This window comes from Aeromonas sp. FDAARGOS 1409, assembly GCF_019048705.1.
GTDB classification, from domain to species: domain Bacteria; phylum Pseudomonadota; class Gammaproteobacteria; order Enterobacterales; family Aeromonadaceae; genus Aeromonas; species Aeromonas sanarellii.
The window spans coordinates 609,998-629,132 of sequence record NZ_CP077395.1; the positions used below are offsets into that span (position 1 = coordinate 609,998).

Here is a 19,135-nt window from a genome sequence, read left to right on the forward strand (position 1 = left end):
GTCATGGGGAGCGGGAGAGGCGTCGCCCGCAAATGCAAATATAGAGAAGGGGGCTCAAGGCCCCCTGAGTGTGCCCATCAGAGCACAGGATTTATTGCAAACACAAGCGCCGGCCCTGGCGGGTCATCAGCATCAGCAGGGGGGGCAGCAGCAGCCACATGTGCAGGGCCAGCTGGCTCAGGGGATCCGGCAGCAGCCATCCGGTGATCCCCACTAGGGCGCCGGAGCCGCTCATCTGGAACAGGCCGAGCAGGGCCGCCGCCGTACCCGCACAGTGACCGAAAGGGGCCAGCGCCATGCCGGCGGCCGCGCCCAGTATCATGGCAAAGCCGATGCTGGAGAGGAACACCGGGCCCATCATGGCCAGCGGATGCGGGATGTGCATGGCCAGCGTCAGGGAGATGGCGGAGAACAGCAGCACCAGCAGGCCGATGCGCAGGGTCCGTCTTGGCCCTACCCGGGCGATGAAGCGCGGGGCCAGGAAGCAGGCCAGGATGTTGAGCGCCGCATTGGCGGTGAACCAGTGGCTGAACCCGTTCATGTCCAGACCCAGGGTCACCATCAGCTGCACCGGCGCCGCGGTGACATAGGCGAGGATCACCGCCATCGCCAGCATGCACAGCGCCGCGTTGAACAGGAAGCTCGGGGAGCGCAGCACCGGGCTGTAGCGGGACCAGCTGATGAGCGGGCCGCTGCTGCTGGTCTCCTCCGGGCGGGTCTCCGGCATCCGCCACAGCAGCCAGCTTCCGACGACCAGGGCGTACCCGGCCATAAACCAGAAGTTGGCCGACCAGCCCGCCCTGGCGGTGAGCCAGCCGCCGAGCAGGGGCGCCAGCGCCGGAATGAAGCAGATGGCGCCGTTGAGATAGGAGATCATCTGGCCGCTCTTCTTGGGGCCATAGCTGTCACGCACCACGGAGAAGGCGGCCACCGAGGTGGCGCAGGCACCGAAGCCTTGCAGCACCCGGGCCAGCATCAGCTCGCCCAGGCTGGCGGCAAAGCCGGCGCCCAGGGCGCTCAGGCCGTAGAGCAGCACGCCGCCCAGGGCGACGGGCTTGCGGCCGTAGCGATCCGCCAGCGGCCCCACCAGCAACTGCCCCAGCCCCATGCTGAACAGGAACCAGGTGATGGTGCCCTGCATCAGGGTCACCTCGGCCCCCAGCTGCTCGGCCATCTGCGGGATGGCGGGCAGATAGATGTCGATGGCCAGCGGGCTGAACAGCACCAGGAGTACAAGCAGAAGAATCAATGGCATCAGTCACCTCAAGCCCTAGGAATATCGATTGGGCCGCGAGTCTACTGACTCAGAGTAATGAATTGAAATGGTATTTAATCACTTCGGTTATTCCCCTATGGAAACATGTATTTTATCCACCCCTCTTGAGGCAGGCCGGCAGCCAGCCCACGGCATAGGTCCTCGGACAATTGCGCTTTTACTCAGCCCCGGCCCCGCATAGAATGCGCAGATTATTTTTGTGGAGGTGCGTGATGAACAAGCTTGTCCTGGCAACAGGGAACCAGAAAAAGGTGAAGGAATTGGCCGCCATGCTGGCCGATATGAAGATCCAGGTGATCCCGCAGAGCGAGTTTGCAGTCTCCGATGCCGACGAGACCGGCACCACCTTCGTCGAGAATGCCATCATCAAGGCCCGCCATGCCGCCCGCGTCACGGGCCTGCCCGCCGTCGCCGACGACTCCGGCCTGGAAGTGGATCTGCTGCACGGCCGCCCCGGCGTCTACTCCGCCCGCTTCGCCGGCGCCGGTGCCAGCGACAAGGAGAACATCGACAAGCTGCTGGCCGAACTGCAAGGGGCCCCCGACTACCTGAAAAGCGCCCGCTTCTGGTGCGTGCTGGTCTACATGCGCCACGCCGACGACCCCACCCCCATCATCTGCCAGGCGAGCTGGGAGGGGATGATCATCGACGAACCCCGCGGCCAGCACGGCTTCGGCTATGACCCCGTGTTCTTCGTCCCCGACCACGACTGCACCTCGGCCCAGATGCCGGCGGAGCTCAAGAACCAGCTCAGCCATCGCGGCCAGGCCCTGGCCAAGCTGAAGGCGGCCCTGGCGGCGGTCAACTAAGGCGCTGTCTCCCGCCGCGTTGTCATCTACAATGGGGGCCGTCGGCCCCCGTTTCGTTCGCGGCGCCCCGTCCGTTGTCACCGGCAACCAGGGCAACCCGACCCTTTTTGATTTTTTGAATACTGGAAACCCCATGCTGCAACTGCCGCCCCTCTCCCTCTATATCCACGTGCCCTGGTGCGTCCAGAAGTGCCCCTATTGCGACTTCAACTCCCACGCCCAGAAGGGGGAGCTGCCCCACCTCGAGTACGTGGCGGCCCTGCTGGAGGATCTGGAGCAGGATCTGAACTGGGCCCAAGGGCGTCCCCTCTCCTCCATCTTTATCGGCGGTGGTACCCCGAGTCTTCTGAGCGTGGAGGCCATGCAGGCGCTGCTGGACGGGGTGCGCGCGCGCATCGCACTCACTGCGGACTGCGAGATCACCATGGAGGCCAACCCCGGCACCGTGGAGGCGGACAAGTTCGCCGGTTTCCAGCGGGCCGGCATCAACCGCATCTCCATCGGGGTACAGAGCTTCCAGCAGGAAAAATTGACCCGGCTCGGGCGCATCCACGGCCCGGAAGAGGCGCGCAAGGCCGCCGCCCTGGCCCACGCCATCGCGCTGCCCACCTTCAACCTGGATCTGATGCACGGCCTGCCGGATCAGAGCCTGGACGATGCGCTGTACGACCTGCTGCAGGCCATCGACTGCGCGCCGCCGCACCTCTCATGGTATCAGCTCACCATAGAGCCGAACACGGCGTTCGCCTCCAAGCCGCCCACACTGCCGGAAGATGACACTCTGTGGGACATCTACGAGCAGGGCCACGCCATGCTCACCGCCCGGGGCTATCAGCAGTACGAGATCTCGGCCTATGCCAAAGAGGGGTATCAGTGTCGCCACAACCTCAACTACTGGCGCTTTGGCGACTATCTCGGCATCGGCTGCGGCGCCCACGGCAAGGTGACGGATCTCGCGAACCAGCAGATCCTGCGCACCGCCAAGGTGAAGCACCCCAAGGGGTATCTGGACGCCAGCCGCCCCTATCTGGACAGCCAATGGCAGGTAGCGGCGGACGATCTGCCGCTGGAGTACTTCATGAACCGGTTCCGGCTGTTCGAGCCGGCCCCCAAGGCGGAGTTCGAGGCCTATACCGGGCTGGCGCTGGAGCGGGTGGAGGCTGTGCTCGCCATCGCCCGGACCAAGGAGCTTATCGAGGATCTCGGCGACAGCTGGCAGCTCACCCCTTTGGGGCATCGCTACCTGAATGTGCTGCTTGAGCTCTTTATGGACGAGTAGTTTTGCCCCGAATGAAGGCGCCCTCGGGGTTCAACTCCCTGCATTGAGCTCATACACTCGGCATGGATTGGATAAGTGCCTGCGTTTCTATCGTGCAGATGCGAACGCCAAAGCTGGTGACATTCGAGAGCGTATTGTTGTGATGCTCCCGGATCTGTCTAGCCGTTGCATGGCTTTTATCATGGGTTGTGTGCGCATCTGATACCAGTTGGATGGGGAAACCCAACGCAGCGGCACGCCTTATCGTGGTATCAACGCAGAACTCGGAGGCATAGCCACAGACGATCAAATGGCTCAGGCCCCGCTCACACAGGGCCGACTCGAGTTCAGTCCGATGAAACGAGTCCGGGGTGGTCTTGCGTACCATCACATCCGTTGTGGCCGTCTCAAGGTTGCTATGCAGGCTCCATCCTTCACTGCCGAAGGCCATTGCACCCTCTGCCTGTTCGTGTTGGATGAAAAAGACAGGGTAACCACGAGCCCGCGCCCATGCGGTGATAGCGTTGATGCGCTCAACAACCGACTCAGATTCGAAGGGTTTCGGCTCCGGTTCAAACAGCGCCCGTTGTACATCAATAACCAGCACTCCTGTCATCTTCTCAACCTCGTCAGCTAAGGGCAGAAACCCGCTCAGCAGCAGACGCGTTGCATCCGCTGTTGGCCGGGCTCCCACCGCTTGCCATGCTTGGCCTTGCGCTGATAGCTGCCCTTGCCCTTCTTGCTCGGCTCGACCCTGGCCTGGAACAGGGGAGAGGTCACCAGTGCCTTGAGGTGGTTGTCCTGAATGATGCCGCGCTGATGTTCGCAGGCGGGTTCGGCGGTGACGGAAGTCACCTTCTTCTTGGCCATATTGGCTCCTTCAAGTTGTTGTCGTGTTTGCCGCGCCGGCCACAACACGACATCTCCGTGGCCAGGCGGCGAAAAAACGCGCCGATTGTGCGCCTCTTGCCTCCCCCGCGCAAGGGATCAGGCGGGGTGATAGACAACCCGTACCAACCCGCTCGGCAGCACAGTGCTCGACACCGGCACCAGCGCGCCGGGCAGCGGCCCTGCAAAGAGCGACACCCCGCCCCCCAGGGTGACCGGCACCCAGAACAGGGTCAGCTCGTCGACGACCCCGGCCTGCAACCCCTGGCGCACCAGATCGCCGCCGTCCAGGTAGAGGTGGCGGCTCCCCGCCTGCCAAAGATCCCTGAGCACCTGCGCCAGCGCCCCCTGCCCGAAGGAGACGTGCTCACGGGGAGCGGCGGGTCTGTGGGTCAGTACAACCACAGGTTTGTCGCCATAAAACCACTCGGGAAAGGCGCTCACTATGTCGTAGGTGTTGCGCCCCATCAGCAGGGTGTCCGCACTGGCCATCAGGGCGCTGTAGCCGGTCTCCTCCTGGGAATCGCGGTTGTAGGGCTCAAGCCAGGCCAGATCGCCGCCCTCCCCGGCGATAAAGCCGTCGAGGGAGAGGGCGAGAAAGGCGGATACCCGGGGCCGGCGCAGCTCAGTGCTCATGGTCGTGATGCTCGTGACGGGAGGGGGCACCGGACTCCAGGGTCTCCAGGATGGCGCAGTGCTCCGCCGAGCGCGGGCCACCGCAGCAGATGTCGGAGAGAGCCTTCAGGTTCTCGCGAAAACGGGTCAGCTCCAGGATCTTCTGCTCCACCTGCTCGAGCTTGGTGTCGGCTACCGCCTTCACCTCCTGGCAGGTGACCCTGGCCTTGTTGGTGTCGAGGGCGAGCAGCTCGCCAATGTCCGCCAGGGAGAAGCCCACCGACTTGGCACGGATGATGAACTCCAGCCGCCGTCTGTCCTGCTCCCCGTAGAGGCGATAGCCCGACTCGTTGCGGATCCCCGGCGAGATGAGGCCGTTCTTCTCGTAAAAGCGCAGGGTGTCCGCCTTCACCCCGCACGCCCTGGCCAGTTCCCCTATCCGATACATAACCCTCTCCCCGACATGGCATAGCGCCCAAAATGGTACTCAATATAAACCGGCCTCCACTATCACCCCTTTGCCCGGCGATTGCCAGCCAAAGGCAGGAAAGCGGCAGCCAACCCCAGCCTTCCCGGCGCTTTATCCTCAAAACACTGAAAAGACAAACGTTTCACAAAAAATCACCAGAAAACGTTTAACACCGCGCCACACAAGGCTTTGTCTCTTTAAAAAATCCACCACGGCTCACATTTTTTGTGTAGAATACGCGCCCACAAGAGAGCGTCGCGTCAAGCGGGCATTTCCTAAAACGCTTTTGCCAACGGCCAGCCCCGGCGAGAGTGGTTTGCGAAATCCCCCACTTCCATTTATTTGGGGACTCTCTGTGTTGAGCCTCGCCTCCCATGGAACGGTCCCCGTTATGCTGAGGACGATAGTGTGATGGAACAAGCTCGACCCATTCGCCGTGCACTGCTGAGTGTGTCTGACAAGACTGGCATCCTGGAATTTGCCAAGGCACTCGACGCGCGTGGTGTGGCCCTGCTCTCCACCGGTGGTACCGCCAAGCTGCTGGCCGACGCCGGCCTGCCGGTGACCGAGGTGTCCGACTACACCGGATTCCCCGAGATGATGGACGGCCGAGTCAAGACCCTGCATCCCAAGGTGCACGGCGGCATCCTCGGCCGCCGCGACCGGGATGACGCCATCATGGCCCAGCACGCTATCTCCCCCATCGACATGGTCGTCGTCAACCTCTATCCCTTCGCCGCCACCGTGGCCAAACCCGGCTGCACCCTGGAAGACGCCGTCGAGAACATCGACATCGGCGGCCCGACCATGGTGCGCTCCGCCGCCAAGAACCACAAGGATGTGACCATAGTCGTCAAGGCCTCCGACTACGACCGCGTCATCGCCGAGATGGACGCCAACGGCAACAGCCTGACCCTCTCCACTCGCTTCGATCTCGCCATCGCCGCCTTCGAGCACACCGCCGCCTACGACGGCATGATCGCGAACTACTTCGGCACCCTGGTGCCCTCCTACGGCGAGAACAAGGAAGGCGACGAAGAGTCCCGCTTCCCGCGCACCTTCAACGCCCAGTTCATCAAGAAGCAGGACATGCGCTACGGCGAAAACAGCCACCAGGCTGCCGCCTTCTACGCCGAAGAGCAGGCCGCACCGGGTTCGGTGGCAAGCGCCATCCAGCTGCAGGGCAAGGCCCTCTCCTACAACAACATCGCCGACACCGACGCGGCGCTGGAGTGCGTGAAGGAGTTCAGCGAGCCGGCCTGCGTCATCGTCAAGCATGCCAACCCCTGCGGCGTCGCCATCGGTGACGATCTGCTGGCTGCCTACGATCGCGCCTACAAGACCGACCCCACCTCGGCCTTTGGCGGCATCATCGCCTTCAACCGTGAACTGGACGGCGCCACCGCCGCGGCCATCGTTGCCCGCCAGTTCGTGGAAGTGATCATCGCCCCCAGCATCAGCCAGGCAGCCCGCGAGGCGGTCGCCGCCAAGCAGAACGTGCGCTTGCTGGAGTGCGGCCAATGGACTGCCCCGGCGCAAGGCTTTGACTTCAAGCGCGTCAACGGCGGCCTGCTGGTGCAGGAGCGCGATCTCGGCATGGTGACCCTGGGAGATCTGACCGTGGTCAGCCAGCGTCAGCCCACCGAGGCCGAGCTGCAGGATCTGCTGTTCTGCTGGAAGGTCGCCAAGTTCGTCAAGTCCAACGCCATCGTCTACGCCAAGAACGGCCAGACCATAGGCGTGGGCGCCGGCCAGATGAGCCGGGTCTACTCCGCCAAGATCGCCGGCATCAAGGCCGAAGATGAAGGGCTGACAGTCGCGGGCTCCGTCATGGCCTCCGACGCCTTCTTCCCGTTCCGCGACGGCATCGATGCCGCCGCTGCCGCGGGCATCTCCTGCGTCATCCAGCCCGGTGGCTCGATGCGCGACCAGGAGGTGATCGACGCCGCCAACGAACACGGCATGTGCATGGTGTTCACCAACATGCGTCATTTCCGTCACTGACAGCCCAGGGCCGCCGATGGCGGCCCTGCCTCTTTAGCACCGGATCCTTTCCGCTGGCGCACCGCCACCGCACCGCGCCAGTGACCTCAGACAGAAGCGAGCGAGACGATGAAAGTACTGATCATTGGCAACGGCGGCCGTGAACACGCCCTGGCCTGGAAGGCCAAACACTCCCCCCTGGTGACCCAGGTCTTCGTGGCACCGGGCAATGCGGGCACCCAGCTTGAGCCGGGCATCGAGAACGTCGCCATCCAGGCCACCGACATCGAGGGCCTGCTGGCCTTCGCCAAGGCGAACCAGATCGGCCTCACCATAGTCGGGCCGGAAGCGCCGCTGGTGAAAGGGGTGGTCGACGCCTTCCGCGCCGCCGATCAGACCATCTTCGGCCCGACCGCCGCCGCCGCCCAGCTGGAAGGCTCCAAGGCCTTCACCAAGGACTTCCTGGCCCGCCACGCCATCCCCACCGCCGACTACCAGAACTTCACCGAGGTGGAGCCGGCGCTGGCCTATCTGCGGGAGAAGGGGGCCCCCATCGTGATCAAGGCCGACGGTCTGGCCGCCGGCAAGGGGGTGATCGTCGCCATGACCCTCGACGAGGCGGAAGCGGCGGTGCGTGACATGCTCTCCGGCAATGCCTTCGGCGACGCCGGTGCCCGGGTGGTGATCGAGGAGTTCCTGGACGGGGAAGAGGCGAGCTTCATCGTCATGGTGGACGGCGAGCACGTGCTGCCCATGGCCACCAGCCAGGATCACAAGCGCGCCTTCGACGGCGACACCGGCCCCAACACCGGCGGCATGGGGGCTTACTCCCCGGCCCCCGTGGTGACCGACGAGGTGCACCAGCGCGTGATGGAGCGGGTGATCATGCCGACCGTGCGCGGCATGGCGGCCGAAGGCAACGTCTACACCGGCTTCCTCTACGCCGGTCTGATGATCGATGCCGAGGGCAACCCCAAGGTGATCGAGTTCAACTGCCGCTTCGGCGACCCCGAAACCCAGCCCATCATGCTGCGGATGCAATCCGATCTGGTGGATCTCTGCCTCGCCGCCTGCGCCGGCAAGCTGGATCAGAAGGAAGCCGTCTATGACCCCCGTGCCGCCATCGGCGTGGTGCTGGCGGCGGGTGGCTATCCCGGCGACTACAGCAGCAACCACCCCATCAGCGGTCTGCCGGTGGACGAAGTGGCAGGGGAGAAGGTGTTCCATGCAGGCACCCGCCTGGAAGGGCACACCAGCCTGACCCAGGGTGGCCGCGTGCTATGCGCCACCGCCCTCGGCCACACGGTGCAGGAAGCCCAGCAGCGGGCCTATGCCCTGGCTGGCCGCATCCACTGGGACGGCATCTTCTACCGCAAGGACATCGGCTGGCGTGCCATCGAGCGCGAACAGGCCAAGTAAGGCGCCTCCGTTCACCGTTTACAAGGGCCTTCGGGCCCTTTTCTCTGCCTCTCTTTCCCCCATTAGGGCCCCCTTTTCCCCTGTCGCCATCCGCGTTCTGGTTACATAACGCCAGCACAATGCACACATTTAGTCACAATTGGTCGCACTTTCCCCATACAATTACCCCGCTTTCGTGGCATCATGCTGCGTGACACCGCACTCAAATGAGTGCCATTAGAACCCGCAATGTCGTCGTCTCAAGAGGAAATCCCATGTTGAAAACTGTGCGTCCCCTGCTGCTGCCCCTGATGTTCGGCCTGATGACCCTGCCCGCCATGGCCGGTGATCTAGAACAGCCGATGAAGAAGATCGGCTTCAACTACAAGCAGGCCGTGAAGGCCGACGATGCGGCCACCATGGAGAAACACATCAAGGAGATGAAGGCGCAGCTGGATGTGGCCAAGGAGAGAAACATGCCGGCCGCCAAGAAGGAGAAGTTCCTCGAAGGCATGAACAAGGTACAGACCGAGCTGGATGCCAGCCTGGCGGCCCTGCAGGCCGGTGATCAGGAGAAGGCCCAGGCCCACCTGGCCAAGGTCAACGACCTGAAGAAGGAGTATCACAACTATGCCAAGCAGAAAGGCTGATCCCTTCCACTGGGATGGCCTGGTCCGCCTCACCCACTGGGGGGTGGCGGCCATCTGCATCGGCAACCTCTGGCTCAACGAGGCAGGGGAAGAGTGGCACGAGCGGCTGGGATACGCCGTCATGGTGCTGATAGGCCTGCGCCTGCTGTGGGGGCTCACCTTCGCACGCGGCCACGCCCGCCTGCGTGCCCTGATCCCGAGCCGGGACGATTTTCGCCAGCAGGCCGAGGCGATGCGTACGCGCGCCCCCGCGGCCCCCGGCCATCACGGCAGTGGCAAGCTGGCGGTCTGGGCCCTCTGGCTGCTGGTGCTGGCCACCGCCGGTAGCGGCTGGTTCCAGAACACCGAGACCGGCTTCGAGCTGGGGGCGGATGACTGGCACGAGTGGTGCACCTGGGCCCTGCAGGCCATGATCGCCCTGCACCTGTGCGCCATCGTCTACACCTCCTGGCGCCAGCGCAGCAACCTGGTGACCCGCATGCTGCCCCGGCGCCGGAGCCATACCCGGGTCCGGCAGCAGGAACCCAACGCCTGAATGCTTGCGGGGCCCTTCGGGGCCCCTGTGTTTCCCCTAATCGCTCGCGCCTCTCTCCCCTCCTATCCCGCCCGCACCTCCGATCGGAAGCTGGTTCCCCCATGGGTTCATGAAAGCATTTTCATTCACATTTCTTAATTAATTCAGCTTGTTCGATTTTCAACCACTCCGATTTCATGAATGCTACAGAGCCGAACGAGGTTGTTCGTTGTCCGTTCGACTCAACGACAGTGATACGTCAATAACAAGATCGAAGGGAAAATCGTCATGCACAGCACACTGTTTCGAACCGCCCTGCTGGCGGCAGCACTCGGCTCTTTCAGCCACACTGCCAGCGCCGAAGGGGTCATGGTTCACCTGTTCCAATGGAAGTTCAACGACATCGCCAACGAGTGCGAGACCGTGCTCGGGCCCAAGGGGTTCGGCGGCGTCCAGATAACTCCCCCCGCCGAACACAAGCAGGGCAGCCAGGTCTGGTGGACCGTCTATCAACCGGTCAGCTTCAGCAACTTCAACAGCTTCGGCGGTAGCGAGGCGGAGCTCAGAAGCATGATCGCCCGCTGCAACGCGGCCGGGGTCAAGGTCTACGCCGACGCCGTCTTCAACCAGCTGGCCTCGGGCACGGGCACCGCCACCGGCGGCGGCAGCTACAACTCGGGGCAATTCCAGTATCCCCAGTTCGGCTACAACGACTTCCACCACAGCGGCGACATCACCAACTACGGCGACAGCAACAACGTCTGGAACGGCGCCCTCTACGGCATGCCGGACCTCAATACAGGCTCCGCCTACGTGCAGGATCAGATCGCCACCTACATGAAGACCCTGCTCGGCTGGGGCGTGGCGGGCTTTCGCATCGATGCGGCCAAGCACATGGCCCCGGCCGACGTGAAGGCCATCCTCGACAAGGCGGGCAGCCCCAGAGCCTACCTCGAGGTGATCGGCGCAGGCGGGGAATCCGCCGACATCCAGCCCCCTCGCTACACCTACATAGACACCGTCACCGACTTCAAATACGGCACGGATCTCGCTGCCAACTTCAACGGCCAGATCAAGAACCTCAAGACCCTGGGCGAGAGCTGGGGCCTTCTCCCGTCGAACAAGGCATTCGTCTTCGTGGTCAACCACGACCGCGAGCGGGGCCATGGTGGCGGTGGCATGCTCACCTTCATGAACGGCGCCCGCTATGAGCTGGCCAACACCTTCATGATGGCCTGGCCCTATGGCTGGAAGCAGGTGATGTCGGGTTACCGCTTCGAAAACATGGGCACCTATGAAACCGACAAGGGGGCACCGGGCAGCACGCCCTGCTCCGACAGCCAGTGGAACTGCGAGCAGCGGCGCCCGACCATCATGAACATGGCCCTGTTCCACAACAGAACCGAGGGCCAGCCCGTCAGCCACTGGTGGGACAACGGCAACAACCAGATCGCCTTCGGCCGCGGTGACAAGGGCTTCGTCGCCATCAACAACGAGAGCGGCAGCCTGGTGGCCTCGGTGCAGACCGGCCTGCCGGCCGGCGAGTACTGCAACCTCCTGGGGGGCACTGATTACTGCAGCGGCGGCTATGTCACCGTCGATGGCAGCGGCAAGGCCAGCCTGAACGTGCCCGGCATGAAGGCAACAGCCATCCTCGCCGGTTGCACCAAAGCCAGCCCCTGCGGAGGTTCCGTCCTGCCGGGCAACAAGTTCAGCAGCATGAACCTGCGTGGCACTCACAACGCCTGGGGCAACACCCCCATGACCGTCGATGCCAACCGTGTCTGGTCCGCCACCCTCACCCTGACCGGCAACGGTGACGCCACCGGTGCCCAGCGCTTCAAGTTCGACGTCTTCGGCAACTGGACCGAAAACTACGGCGACAACGAGGGGGATGGCATCGCCGACAAGGGCAGCAGCAAGGATATCCTGGTCAGCGGGGCGGGCACCTACCGCATTACCCTGAGCGAGAGCGATTTGCGCTACACGGTCACCCCCCTCACCAGCAACCAGGCACCGGTGGCCGCCCTCTCCCCCAAGACCCTCAGCGTCAAGGCGGGTGAGAGCGTGGTGTTCGACGCCTCAGCTTCCAGCGACGATGGCGGCGTGGTGAGCTACAGCTGGTCCAGCGGGGGCACCGCCGCCACGGAGACAGTCCGGTTCGATACCCCGGGTACCCATACCGTGACGGTCACCGTGACCGATGCGGAAGGGTTGACCGCCAGTGCCAGCGCCACCGTGACCGTCACCGACGACAACGGCACCTATGCCAGCGTGCTGCCGACCCTGAACTTCCGCGGTACCCCCAATGCCTGGGGATCCCTTGCCATGACGCTGGTCGCCGACAACCAGTGGGAAGCCCTGGTCACCTTCGACGGGCAGACCAACCAGCGCTTCAAGTTCGACGTCAAGGGGGACTGGACCCAGAACTATGGCGACAGCAACAAGGACGGCGTGGCCGAACTGACTGGCAGCGACATCCTCACCCCGGTCATCGGCCAGTACCGGGTACGCTTCAACGATCAGACCCTGCAATACAGCCTGACCCCGGTGAGCGTCACCTATGCCAAGAATGTCGCCAGCCTCAACATTCGCGGCACCCACAACAACTGGGGCACCACCCCCATGTCCCTGGTCGGGGATCATTTCTGGCAGGCCAGCGTCACCTTCACCGGCAGCGGTGACGGCAACGGCGGCCAGCGCTTCAAGTTCGATGTCAAGGGGGACTGGACCCAGAACTACGGCGACACCAACAGGGACGGTGTCGCCGAGCTGGCCGGGGCAGACATCACCACGGCAGTGGTCGGTGCCTATGTGGTGCGCTTCAACGACCAGACCCTGGCCTACAGCCTGAGCGCCCAGTAAGGCTCAATACGCTCGGTCACTAGGCCCCAGAGTACAGAACCAGGCCTCCCGCCATATCGGCGGGAGGCCTTTTTCGTATGGTGGGTCCCGCGTGCCAAGACCATCGCGCTGGGGCTCTGGAAGACATCGCAGAGCGGGGGCGGCCCACCCTGGCCTGCGCCTCTCATACCAATGGGCACTATGACGAGGCGCTGATGAGCGCCAGAAACGACAAAGCCGCTCACGAAGAGCGGCCTTGTCTGAATGTGGTGGCCCCTGCCCGACTTGAACGGGCGACCAATCGATTATGAGTCGACTGCTCTAACCAACTGAGCTAAGGGGCCATGATGTTGGTTTTGCGGCGTGGATTATAGGGGATGCGGGATGACCCGTCCATAGTCAGATCAACCACTTGGCGAGATTTTATCCATCTTCAAACACATCCCTTGCTCACTGTCATCCATCGGCTGGTGCTGATAAAACAAAGCCCCGCATGGCGGGGCTTTCGAGAGGGGAAACGCATGCGGCTTTCGGACTACTCGTCCAGGAAGCTGCGCAGCACTTCCGAGCGGCTCGGGTGGCGCAGCTTGCGCAGCGCCTTGGCCTCGATCTGACGAATACGCTCACGGGTGACGTCGAACTGCTTGCCCACTTCCTCGAGGGTGTGGTCAGTGTTCATGTCGATACCGAAGCGCATCCGCAGTACCTTGGCCTCACGAGCAGTCAGGCCGGCCAGCACTTCGCGGGTGGCGTTGCGCAGGCTCTCGCTGGTCGCGGCATCAGCCGGCAGAGCCAGGGTGGTATCTTCGATGAAGTCGCCCAAGTGGGAGTCTTCATCATCACCGATGGGCGTCTCCATGGAGATGGGCTCCTTGGCGATCTTCAGTACCTTGCGGATCTTGTCTTCCGGCATGCCCATGCGCATGGCCAGCTCTTCCGGGTTCGGTTCGCGACCCATCTCCTGCAGCATCTGACGGGAGATACGGTTGAGCTTGTTGATGGTCTCGATCATGTGTACCGGGATACGGATGGTACGGGCCTGATCCGCGATGGAACGGGTAATGGCCTGACGGATCCACCAGGTCGCATAGGTCGAGAACTTGTAGCCACGACGGTATTCGAACTTGTCGACCGCCTTCATCAGACCGATGTTGCCCTCCTGGATCAGATCCAGGAACTGCAGACCGCGGTTGGTGTACTTCTTAGCGATGGAGATAACCAGGCGCAGGTTGGCCTCGACCATCTCTTTCTTGGCACGGCGGGCCTTGGCCTCACCGATGCTCATGCGGCGGTTGATGTCCTTGATCTGGGCGATGGACAGACCTGTCTCTTCCTCGATCTGCTGCAGCTTGCCGATGGAACGCAGGATCTCTTCGTCCATCTCGAGCAGACGGGGGGACCAGGCCTTGCCGGCCTGCTTCTGGTATTCGAACCAGGCAGTCTCGCACTCGTTGTTGGTGAAGGCAGCGACGAAGGTCTTCTTCGGCATCTTGGCCTGCTCGACGCAGAGCTTCATGATGATGCGTTCCTGCACGCGGACACGCTCCATCATCTCCCGCATGTTGTTGACCAGGCGATCGAACTGCTTGGGCATCAGGCGGAATTGACGGAATACATCGGCCAGCTGGGCGATGGCGTTCTGGGTATCGTCGTGGGCGCGGCCATTCTTCTGAATGGAGAGACGGGTGACTTCGTACTGGGCACGCAGTTCACCGAACTTCTCGCGAGCGACTTCCGGATCCGGACCGCCGTCGCCGTCGTCGTCGGAATTATCGCCGTCTTCGTCCTCGTCTTCGTCCTCGTCTTCGTCTTCGTCAGCGAGGTCGTCTTCACTGAGCTCGGAACCAATGTGGGTGGCGGTCGGCGCCATATCATCCACTTCGTTCGGGTCGATAAAGCCGGAGATGATGTCGGAGAGGCGCAGTTGTTCGGCTTCGTACTTGTCGTACTGTTCGAGCAGATAGGTGATGGCTTCCGGGTACTCGGCGACGGAGCTTTGTACCTGATTGATACCGTCTTCGATCCGCTTGGCGATGTCGATCTCGCCCTCGCGGGTCAGCAGTTCGACGGTACCCATTTCTCGCATGTACATGCGGACGGGATCGGTCGTGCGACCAATCTCGGATTCAACAGATGCCAGAGCCTGGGCCGCTGCTTCGGCAGCGTCCTCATCGGCGGTACCACCTTCAGCCATGATAAGGTCATCGGCATCCGGAGCGTTTTCAACCACTTGAATGCCCATATCGTTGATCATCTGGATGATGTCTTCGATCTGGTCGGAATCGACGATGTCTTGCGGGAGGTGATCGTTCACCTCGGCATAGGTCAGGTAGCCCTGTTCTTTACCTTTGGCAACGAGGAGTTTAAGCTGAGACTGCGGGGTTTGCTCCATAGAACTCATCCGGTTGGTGTTGCTAGGTTGCGCGTACAGTGCGCTGCTGCGCAAATAGCCAATTCTAATAGAAAACCGCCAGACATGCTATGTCTGGTTGCGGCGTCGGTCATGAGAAACCCCTGCCCGCAGTATTGTCGGGGCCAGGCGGTTATGAAATGTTTGCTTTTCATCCCGTCGATTCGGGCAACGATGTTCATATTGGGGTGACTCACTCAAATATCAAGCCCCATTCTCATTTCTTTTCTCAATCTGCACCTCTCTGATCAGCATCATCAGCTCCTGTGTTTCCTCAGAGCTTAGCCCCTCCTGCACCACCTTGGCCTGCAATTCCTCGATGCGTTGCTTCAGAAACAGGTTGATGAAACCGACGAAGGTATCCTGTAATTCTCCCAGAATATCGGGCTCCTGGTCGAGCTTTACCTCTTCAAACAGGTCGTGCATCGCCAGTTGGGCCAAGATTTCTCCTTCCTTGGTGCCACGCCAGTGCTCCAACAGGATACCCGTCGTTACCCCGGGCTGAGTCAAAATCTGCTGATGCAGCTGCAGCAGGAAGGTGATCCCCTGCAGGCGCAATCCGGCCAGTTCCGGCATGGCCGGCAACTCGGCAGTGATCGCCGGATACTGCACCATCAGGGCCAGCGCACGGCGCAGCGGTGTCAGCTTGGCAGCCTTGGGCTTGTTGCCCCCGGCCTTCGGCTGACTGCCTCTGGCAAACAGCTCGGCGATCCGCTGCTTGTTCTCCCCCCAGCGCATCATGCTGGAGAGACGAGTGATCAACCCCTCGCGGGTGAAGCCCTCCGGTACGCGGCGTATCAGTTCAGCAGCCTTGTTGGCCACCTCGAACTTGCCCGCCTCACCGGAGAGGGCTGCGTCACGCCCGAGGCGCTCAAACATGAAGTCGGCGAAGGGTTGAGCCTTGTCGAGCAGAGCCTCAAATCCCTCCTTGCCAATCTGGCGCACCAGGGAGTCGGGATCTTCGCCATCTGGCAGGAACACGAATTTGAGCTCGCGGCCATCCTGCAGATGGGAGAGGGCGTTGTCCAGCGCCCGCCAGGCCGCCTCACGACCGGCGTTGTCACCGTCGTAACAGCAAATCACCTCGGCCGTAGTACGAAACAGGGTGTGGATATGATCGCTGGTGGTCGCAGTCCCCAGCGCCGCCACCGCATAGTCGATGTCGTACTGGCCGAGCGCCACCACGTCCATATAGCCCTCCACCACCAGGATCCGGCGAGGATCCTTGTGCGCCTGTTTGACCTCATAGAGGCCGAACAGCTCCCGCCCCTTGTGGAAGATGGGGGTTTCCGGGGAGTTCAGGTACTTAGGGGTGCCGTCACCCAGCACCCGGCCGCCGAAGCCGATGACCCGGCCGCGTTTATCCCGGATCGGGAACATGATGCGATCGCGGAAGCGATCATAGCTGCCGGGGCCGCTGTCGCGGGGGATCAACATGCCACCCGAGATAAGCAGTTGCTCGTGATCCCGGCTGGCACCAAACCGCCGCCTCACCTGGTCCCAGTCGCCCGGGGCATACCCGATGTTGAAGCGTTTGACCACTTCCCCGGTCAGACCACGTCCCTTCAGATACTCCACCGCCTGCGGCGCACTCTTGAGATTGCTCTCATAGAAGCGGGCTATCTGGTTCATCAGCTCGAACAGATCCTTGCTGACCGCAGGCTGGCTATTGCCAGACCCGCCAGAGGTTTGCTCGCGGGGCACCTGCATGCCGTGCAGGCTGGCGAGCTCCTCGATGGCATCGGGAAATTCGAGCCCGTCGTACTCCATGACAAAGCCGATGGCATTGCCGTGGGCGCCACAACCGAAGCAGTGATAGAACTGCTTCTCCTGGCTGACGGTAAAGGAGGGGCTTTTTTCGTTATGAAAAGGGCAGCAAGCCTGGTAGTTCTTACCGGCTTTCTTCAACCGCACACGGGAATCGATAAGTTCGACTATGTCGGTGCGTACGAGCAGATCATCGATAAAGGATTGCGGGATCCTGCCTGCCATAACCGTCCTGTTTCATTGCATAGAAAATAAAAAAGCCGCGCATTCCCGGGGAAGCACGGCTTCTTTGACCAAACAAGAGAGTTGCCTGTTACGCCAAGCGGGTTTTCACCTGCGCACTGACGGCGCCGACATCGGCACGCCCCTGAATTTTCGGCTTCAAGACAGCCATGACCTTGCCCATGTCAGCCATGACGGCAGCACCACTTTCAGCGATGGCTTGCTCAATCAGTGCGGCAATCTCGGCTGCGGTCAGCTGCTGCGGCAGGAACTCCTGCAGCACAACGATCTCTGCGGACTCTTTGTCGGCGAGATCCTGGCGACCGGCTGCTTCGAACTGGCTGATGGAATCGCGACGCTGTTTGACCATCTTGGTCACGACAGCGAGGATCTCCTGATCATCGAGCTCGACACGGGTATCGACTTCACGCTGCTTGATCTCGGCCATCAACAAACGGATCGCTCCCAGGCGAGCCTTGTCTTTGGCAAGCATGGCGAGCTTTTGCTGATCCTTGAGTTGATCCTTCAGAGACACGGCATGATCCCTTGATTAGTACAGGCGGATACGACGTGCGTTCTCGCGGGACAGCTTCTTGGCGTGACGCTTGACGGCGGACGCCTTGGCACGCTTGCGAATGGTAGTCGGCTTCTCGTAGAACTCACGGCTACGAACTTCGGACAGGATACCGGCCTTTTCGCAAGAACGCTTGAAGCGACGCAGAGCAACGTCAAACGGCTCATTTTCACGGACTTTGATTACTGGCATGTGCCTTTCACCTCAGTGATAAATTGTTAGCTGACCTTCAATCGATCAGCATGTCTTAAAATGGTGCGAAATTATACTCTGGACAGGGAATGAAAGTAAACCCGCAGAGATCGCTCTGGTTTAAAAAACCCGCGAAGGTTACCATAGCCGTCTCATTTTAGCAGTGAAATTTTTTAGCAATGCGTGTATTGGGCATAGAGACATCCTGTGACGAAACCGGGATCGCGATCTTCGATGATCAAAAAGGGATCCTTTCCCACCAGTTATACAGCCAGGTCAAGCTGCATGCGGACTACGGCGGCGTCGTTCCCGAGCTGGCCAGCCGGGATCATGTCCGCAAGACGATCCCCTTGATCCAGGCCGCCCTGAAGGAAGCTGGGCTCGGCAAGGATGAGATCGACGGCATTGCCTACACCGCAGGTCCGGGTCTGGTTGGCGCCATCCTGGTGGGGGCTACCATAGGCCGCTCCCTGGCCATGGCCTGGGGCAAACCGGCAGTGGCGGTGCACCATATGGAAGGCCACCTGCTGGCCCCCATGCTGGAGGAGAAGGCCCCCGAGTTCCCCTTCGTCGCCCTACTGGTCTCCGGTGGTCACTCCATGCTGGTACGAGTCGACGGCATCGGCAGCTATCAGCTGCTGGGGGAATCCATCGACGATGCCGCCGGCGAGGCGTTCGACAAAACCGCCAAGCTGATGGGACTGGACTACCCGGGTGGCCCCCTGCTCTCCCGTCTGGCGGAGAAGGGCGTGAAGGGACGCTTCACCTTCCCGCGCCCCATGACCGACCGCCCCGGGCTCGACATGAGCTTCTCCGGCCTCAAGACCTTCGCCGCCAATACCATCGCCGCCAACGGTGACGACGAACAGACCCGTGCCGATATCGCCCGTGCATTTGAAGATGCGGTCGTCGATACGCTGGCCATCAAGTGCCGCCGCGCGCTGAAGGAGACCGCCCTCAACCGTCTGGTGGTGGCCGGCGGCGTCAGTGCCAACCGTCATCTGCGCGCCCAGCTTGCCGAGCTGATGGAGAGCCTCAAGGGAGAAGTGTTCTATCCACGCACCGAATATTGCACCGACAACGGCGCCATGATCGCCTATGCCGGCATGCAGCGCCTGAAGGCGGGCGTGTTCGAGCCGCTGGTCGTCAAGGCCGTGCCACGCTGGCCGCTGGACACCCTGGATCCGGTGTGATCCAAAGGATCTTTTCTAGAAGAAAGGGGCCCATGGCCCCTTTGTTGTCTCTGATGACGGTATTCGCACTGCC

The 19,135-nt window shown here is 62.0% G+C and carries 17 protein-coding genes and 1 tRNA gene; 8 read left to right on the forward strand and 10 right to left on the reverse strand.

Annotated elements, in window-relative coordinates:
• Positions 1-91: 91 nt before the first annotated feature.
• Positions 92-1,255, reverse strand: a complete 1,164-nt coding sequence (locus I6L39_RS02830; protein ID WP_216990966.1) for a multidrug effflux MFS transporter — start codon at positions 1,253-1,255, stop codon at positions 92-94.
• Positions 1,256-1,488: 233 nt separating this feature from the next.
• Here I6L39_RS02830 and rdgB point away from each other — a divergent pair, with 233 nt between their 5' ends.
• The gene (gene rdgB / locus I6L39_RS02835; RefSeq protein ID WP_042077165.1) at positions 1,489-2,085 is read left to right on the forward strand and encodes an RdgB/HAM1 family non-canonical purine NTP pyrophosphatase; all 597 of its coding nucleotides are present in this window, start codon (positions 1,489-1,491) and stop codon (positions 2,083-2,085) included.
• A gap of 133 nt (positions 2,086-2,218) precedes the next feature.
• A complete protein-coding gene (gene hemW / locus I6L39_RS02840) occupies positions 2,219-3,364 on the forward strand; it encodes a radical SAM family heme chaperone HemW (protein WP_216990967.1) in 1,146 nt (381 codons plus the stop codon).
• A gap of 49 nt (positions 3,365-3,413) precedes the next feature.
• Here the strand turns inward: hemW and I6L39_RS02845 are convergent, their stop codons facing one another.
• From I6L39_RS02845 to zntR, 4 genes are all read right to left on the reverse strand, one after another.
• Entirely contained in the window at positions 3,414-3,959 is a 546-nt protein-coding gene (locus I6L39_RS02845; RefSeq protein ID WP_216990968.1) for a cysteine hydrolase family protein, read from the reverse strand.
• 35 nt (positions 3,960-3,994) lie between these two features.
• Positions 3,995-4,213, reverse strand: a complete 219-nt coding sequence (locus tag I6L39_RS02850; protein ID WP_209794079.1) for an alternative ribosome-rescue factor A — start codon at positions 4,211-4,213, stop codon at positions 3,995-3,997.
• A gap of 117 nt (positions 4,214-4,330) precedes the next feature.
• A complete protein-coding gene (locus I6L39_RS02855) occupies positions 4,331-4,867 on the reverse strand; it encodes a dihydrofolate reductase family protein (RefSeq protein WP_216990969.1) in 537 nt (178 codons plus the stop codon).
• A complete protein-coding gene (gene zntR, locus I6L39_RS02860) occupies positions 4,857-5,294 on the reverse strand; it encodes a Zn(2+)-responsive transcriptional regulator (RefSeq protein WP_042077173.1) in 438 nt (145 codons plus the stop codon). Before zntR ends, I6L39_RS02855 begins: the two co-directional genes overlap by 11 nt.
• Positions 5,295-5,726: 432 nt before the next feature.
• Between zntR and purH the strand changes: the two genes are divergently transcribed.
• The 5 genes from purH (at position 5,727) to I6L39_RS02885 (ending at position 12,725) form a co-directional block, all read left to right on the forward strand.
• Positions 5,727-7,319 carry a bifunctional phosphoribosylaminoimidazolecarboxamide formyltransferase/IMP cyclohydrolase gene (purH, locus tag I6L39_RS02865; RefSeq protein WP_216990970.1) on the forward strand — a complete coding sequence of 531 codons (1,593 nt, stop codon included), beginning with the start codon at positions 5,727-5,729 and terminating at the stop codon, positions 7,317-7,319.
• Positions 7,320-7,427: 108 nt separating this feature from the next.
• Positions 7,428-8,717 (forward strand): phosphoribosylamine--glycine ligase, encoded by a 1,290-nt coding sequence (purD, locus tag I6L39_RS02870; protein ID WP_216990971.1) that lies wholly within the window; start codon positions 7,428-7,430, stop codon positions 8,715-8,717.
• A gap of 254 nt (positions 8,718-8,971) precedes the next feature.
• On the forward strand, positions 8,972-9,346 hold the full coding sequence (locus tag I6L39_RS02875; protein WP_042077177.1) for a cytochrome b562: 375 nt from the start codon (positions 8,972-8,974) through the stop codon (positions 9,344-9,346).
• Positions 9,327-9,881: a cytochrome b/b6 domain-containing protein gene (locus tag I6L39_RS02880; RefSeq protein ID WP_216990972.1), complete on the forward strand. Its 555-nt coding sequence runs from the start codon at positions 9,327-9,329 to the stop codon at positions 9,879-9,881. The genes I6L39_RS02875 and I6L39_RS02880 overlap by 20 nt, the downstream gene beginning before the upstream one ends.
• Positions 9,882-10,148: 267 nt before the next feature.
• Entirely contained in the window at positions 10,149-12,725 is a 2,577-nt protein-coding gene (locus I6L39_RS02885) for an alpha amylase C-terminal domain-containing protein (RefSeq protein ID WP_216990973.1), read from the forward strand.
• Positions 12,726-12,971: 246 nt separating this feature from the next.
• Here I6L39_RS02885 and I6L39_RS02890 read toward each other — a convergent pair.
• The 5 genes from I6L39_RS02890 to rpsU all read right to left on the reverse strand — a co-directional run bounded on the left by I6L39_RS02890 (position 12,972) and on the right by rpsU (position 17,869).
• Positions 12,972-13,048: transfer RNA gene (locus I6L39_RS02890), tRNA-Ile, on the reverse strand.
• Between the two features lie 191 nt (positions 13,049-13,239).
• The gene (gene rpoD, locus I6L39_RS02895; RefSeq protein ID WP_042077181.1) at positions 13,240-15,096 is read right to left on the reverse strand and encodes an RNA polymerase sigma factor RpoD; all 1,857 of its coding nucleotides are present in this window, start codon (positions 15,094-15,096) and stop codon (positions 13,240-13,242) included.
• 222 nt (positions 15,097-15,318) lie between these two features.
• Positions 15,319-17,106, reverse strand: coding sequence for a DNA primase (gene dnaG, locus I6L39_RS02900; protein ID WP_216990974.1), 1,788 nt, complete (start codon positions 17,104-17,106; stop codon positions 15,319-15,321).
• Positions 17,107-17,194: 88 nt separating this feature from the next.
• Positions 17,195-17,638 carry a GatB/YqeY domain-containing protein gene (locus I6L39_RS02905; RefSeq protein ID WP_209794072.1) on the reverse strand — a complete coding sequence of 148 codons (444 nt, stop codon included), beginning with the start codon at positions 17,636-17,638 and terminating at the stop codon, positions 17,195-17,197.
• 15 nt (positions 17,639-17,653) lie between these two features.
• Positions 17,654-17,869: a 30S ribosomal protein S21 gene (gene rpsU / locus I6L39_RS02910; RefSeq protein ID WP_005309452.1), complete on the reverse strand. Its 216-nt coding sequence runs from the start codon at positions 17,867-17,869 to the stop codon at positions 17,654-17,656.
• A gap of 179 nt (positions 17,870-18,048) precedes the next feature.
• Between rpsU and tsaD the strand changes: the two genes are divergently transcribed.
• On the forward strand, positions 18,049-19,062 hold the full coding sequence (gene tsaD / locus I6L39_RS02915; RefSeq protein ID WP_216990975.1) for a tRNA (adenosine(37)-N6)-threonylcarbamoyltransferase complex transferase subunit TsaD: 1,014 nt from the start codon (positions 18,049-18,051) through the stop codon (positions 19,060-19,062).
• The last annotated feature ends 73 nt before the right edge of the window (positions 19,063-19,135 follow it).

Coding starts and splice junctions, on each gene's coding strand:
- I6L39_RS02855 (WP_216990969.1), bottom strand. CDS start 4,867: ATGAGCACTGAGCTGCGCCGGCCCCGGGTATCCGCCTTTCTCGCCCTC.
- I6L39_RS02830 (WP_216990966.1), bottom strand. CDS start 1,255: ATGCCATTGATTCTTCTGCTTGTACTCCTGGTGCTGTTCAGCCCGCTG.
- zntR (WP_042077173.1), bottom strand. CDS start 5,294: ATGTATCGGATAGGGGAACTGGCCAGGGCGTGCGGGGTGAAGGCGGAC.
- I6L39_RS02880 (WP_216990972.1), top strand. CDS start 9,327: ATGCCAAGCAGAAAGGCTGATCCCTTCCACTGGGATGGCCTGGTCCGC.
- rpsU (WP_005309452.1), bottom strand. CDS start 17,869: ATGCCAGTAATCAAAGTCCGTGAAAATGAGCCGTTTGACGTTGCTCTG.
- I6L39_RS02850 (WP_209794079.1), bottom strand. CDS start 4,213: ATGGCCAAGAAGAAGGTGACTTCCGTCACCGCCGAACCCGCCTGCGAA.
- I6L39_RS02875 (WP_042077177.1), top strand. CDS start 8,972: ATGTTGAAAACTGTGCGTCCCCTGCTGCTGCCCCTGATGTTCGGCCTG.
- dnaG (WP_216990974.1), bottom strand. CDS start 17,106: ATGGCAGGCAGGATCCCGCAATCCTTTATCGATGATCTGCTCGTACGC.
- I6L39_RS02845 (WP_216990968.1), bottom strand. CDS start 3,959: ATGACAGGAGTGCTGGTTATTGATGTACAACGGGCGCTGTTTGAACCG.
- tsaD (WP_216990975.1), top strand. CDS start 18,049: ATGCGTGTATTGGGCATAGAGACATCCTGTGACGAAACCGGGATCGCG.
- purD (WP_216990971.1), top strand. CDS start 7,428: ATGAAAGTACTGATCATTGGCAACGGCGGCCGTGAACACGCCCTGGCC.
- I6L39_RS02885 (WP_216990973.1), top strand. CDS start 10,149: ATGCACAGCACACTGTTTCGAACCGCCCTGCTGGCGGCAGCACTCGGC.
- rdgB (WP_042077165.1), top strand. CDS start 1,489: ATGAACAAGCTTGTCCTGGCAACAGGGAACCAGAAAAAGGTGAAGGAA.
- hemW (WP_216990967.1), top strand. CDS start 2,219: ATGCTGCAACTGCCGCCCCTCTCCCTCTATATCCACGTGCCCTGGTGC.
- rpoD (WP_042077181.1), bottom strand. CDS start 15,096: ATGGAGCAAACCCCGCAGTCTCAGCTTAAACTCCTCGTTGCCAAAGGT.
- purH (WP_216990970.1), top strand. CDS start 5,727: ATGGAACAAGCTCGACCCATTCGCCGTGCACTGCTGAGTGTGTCTGAC.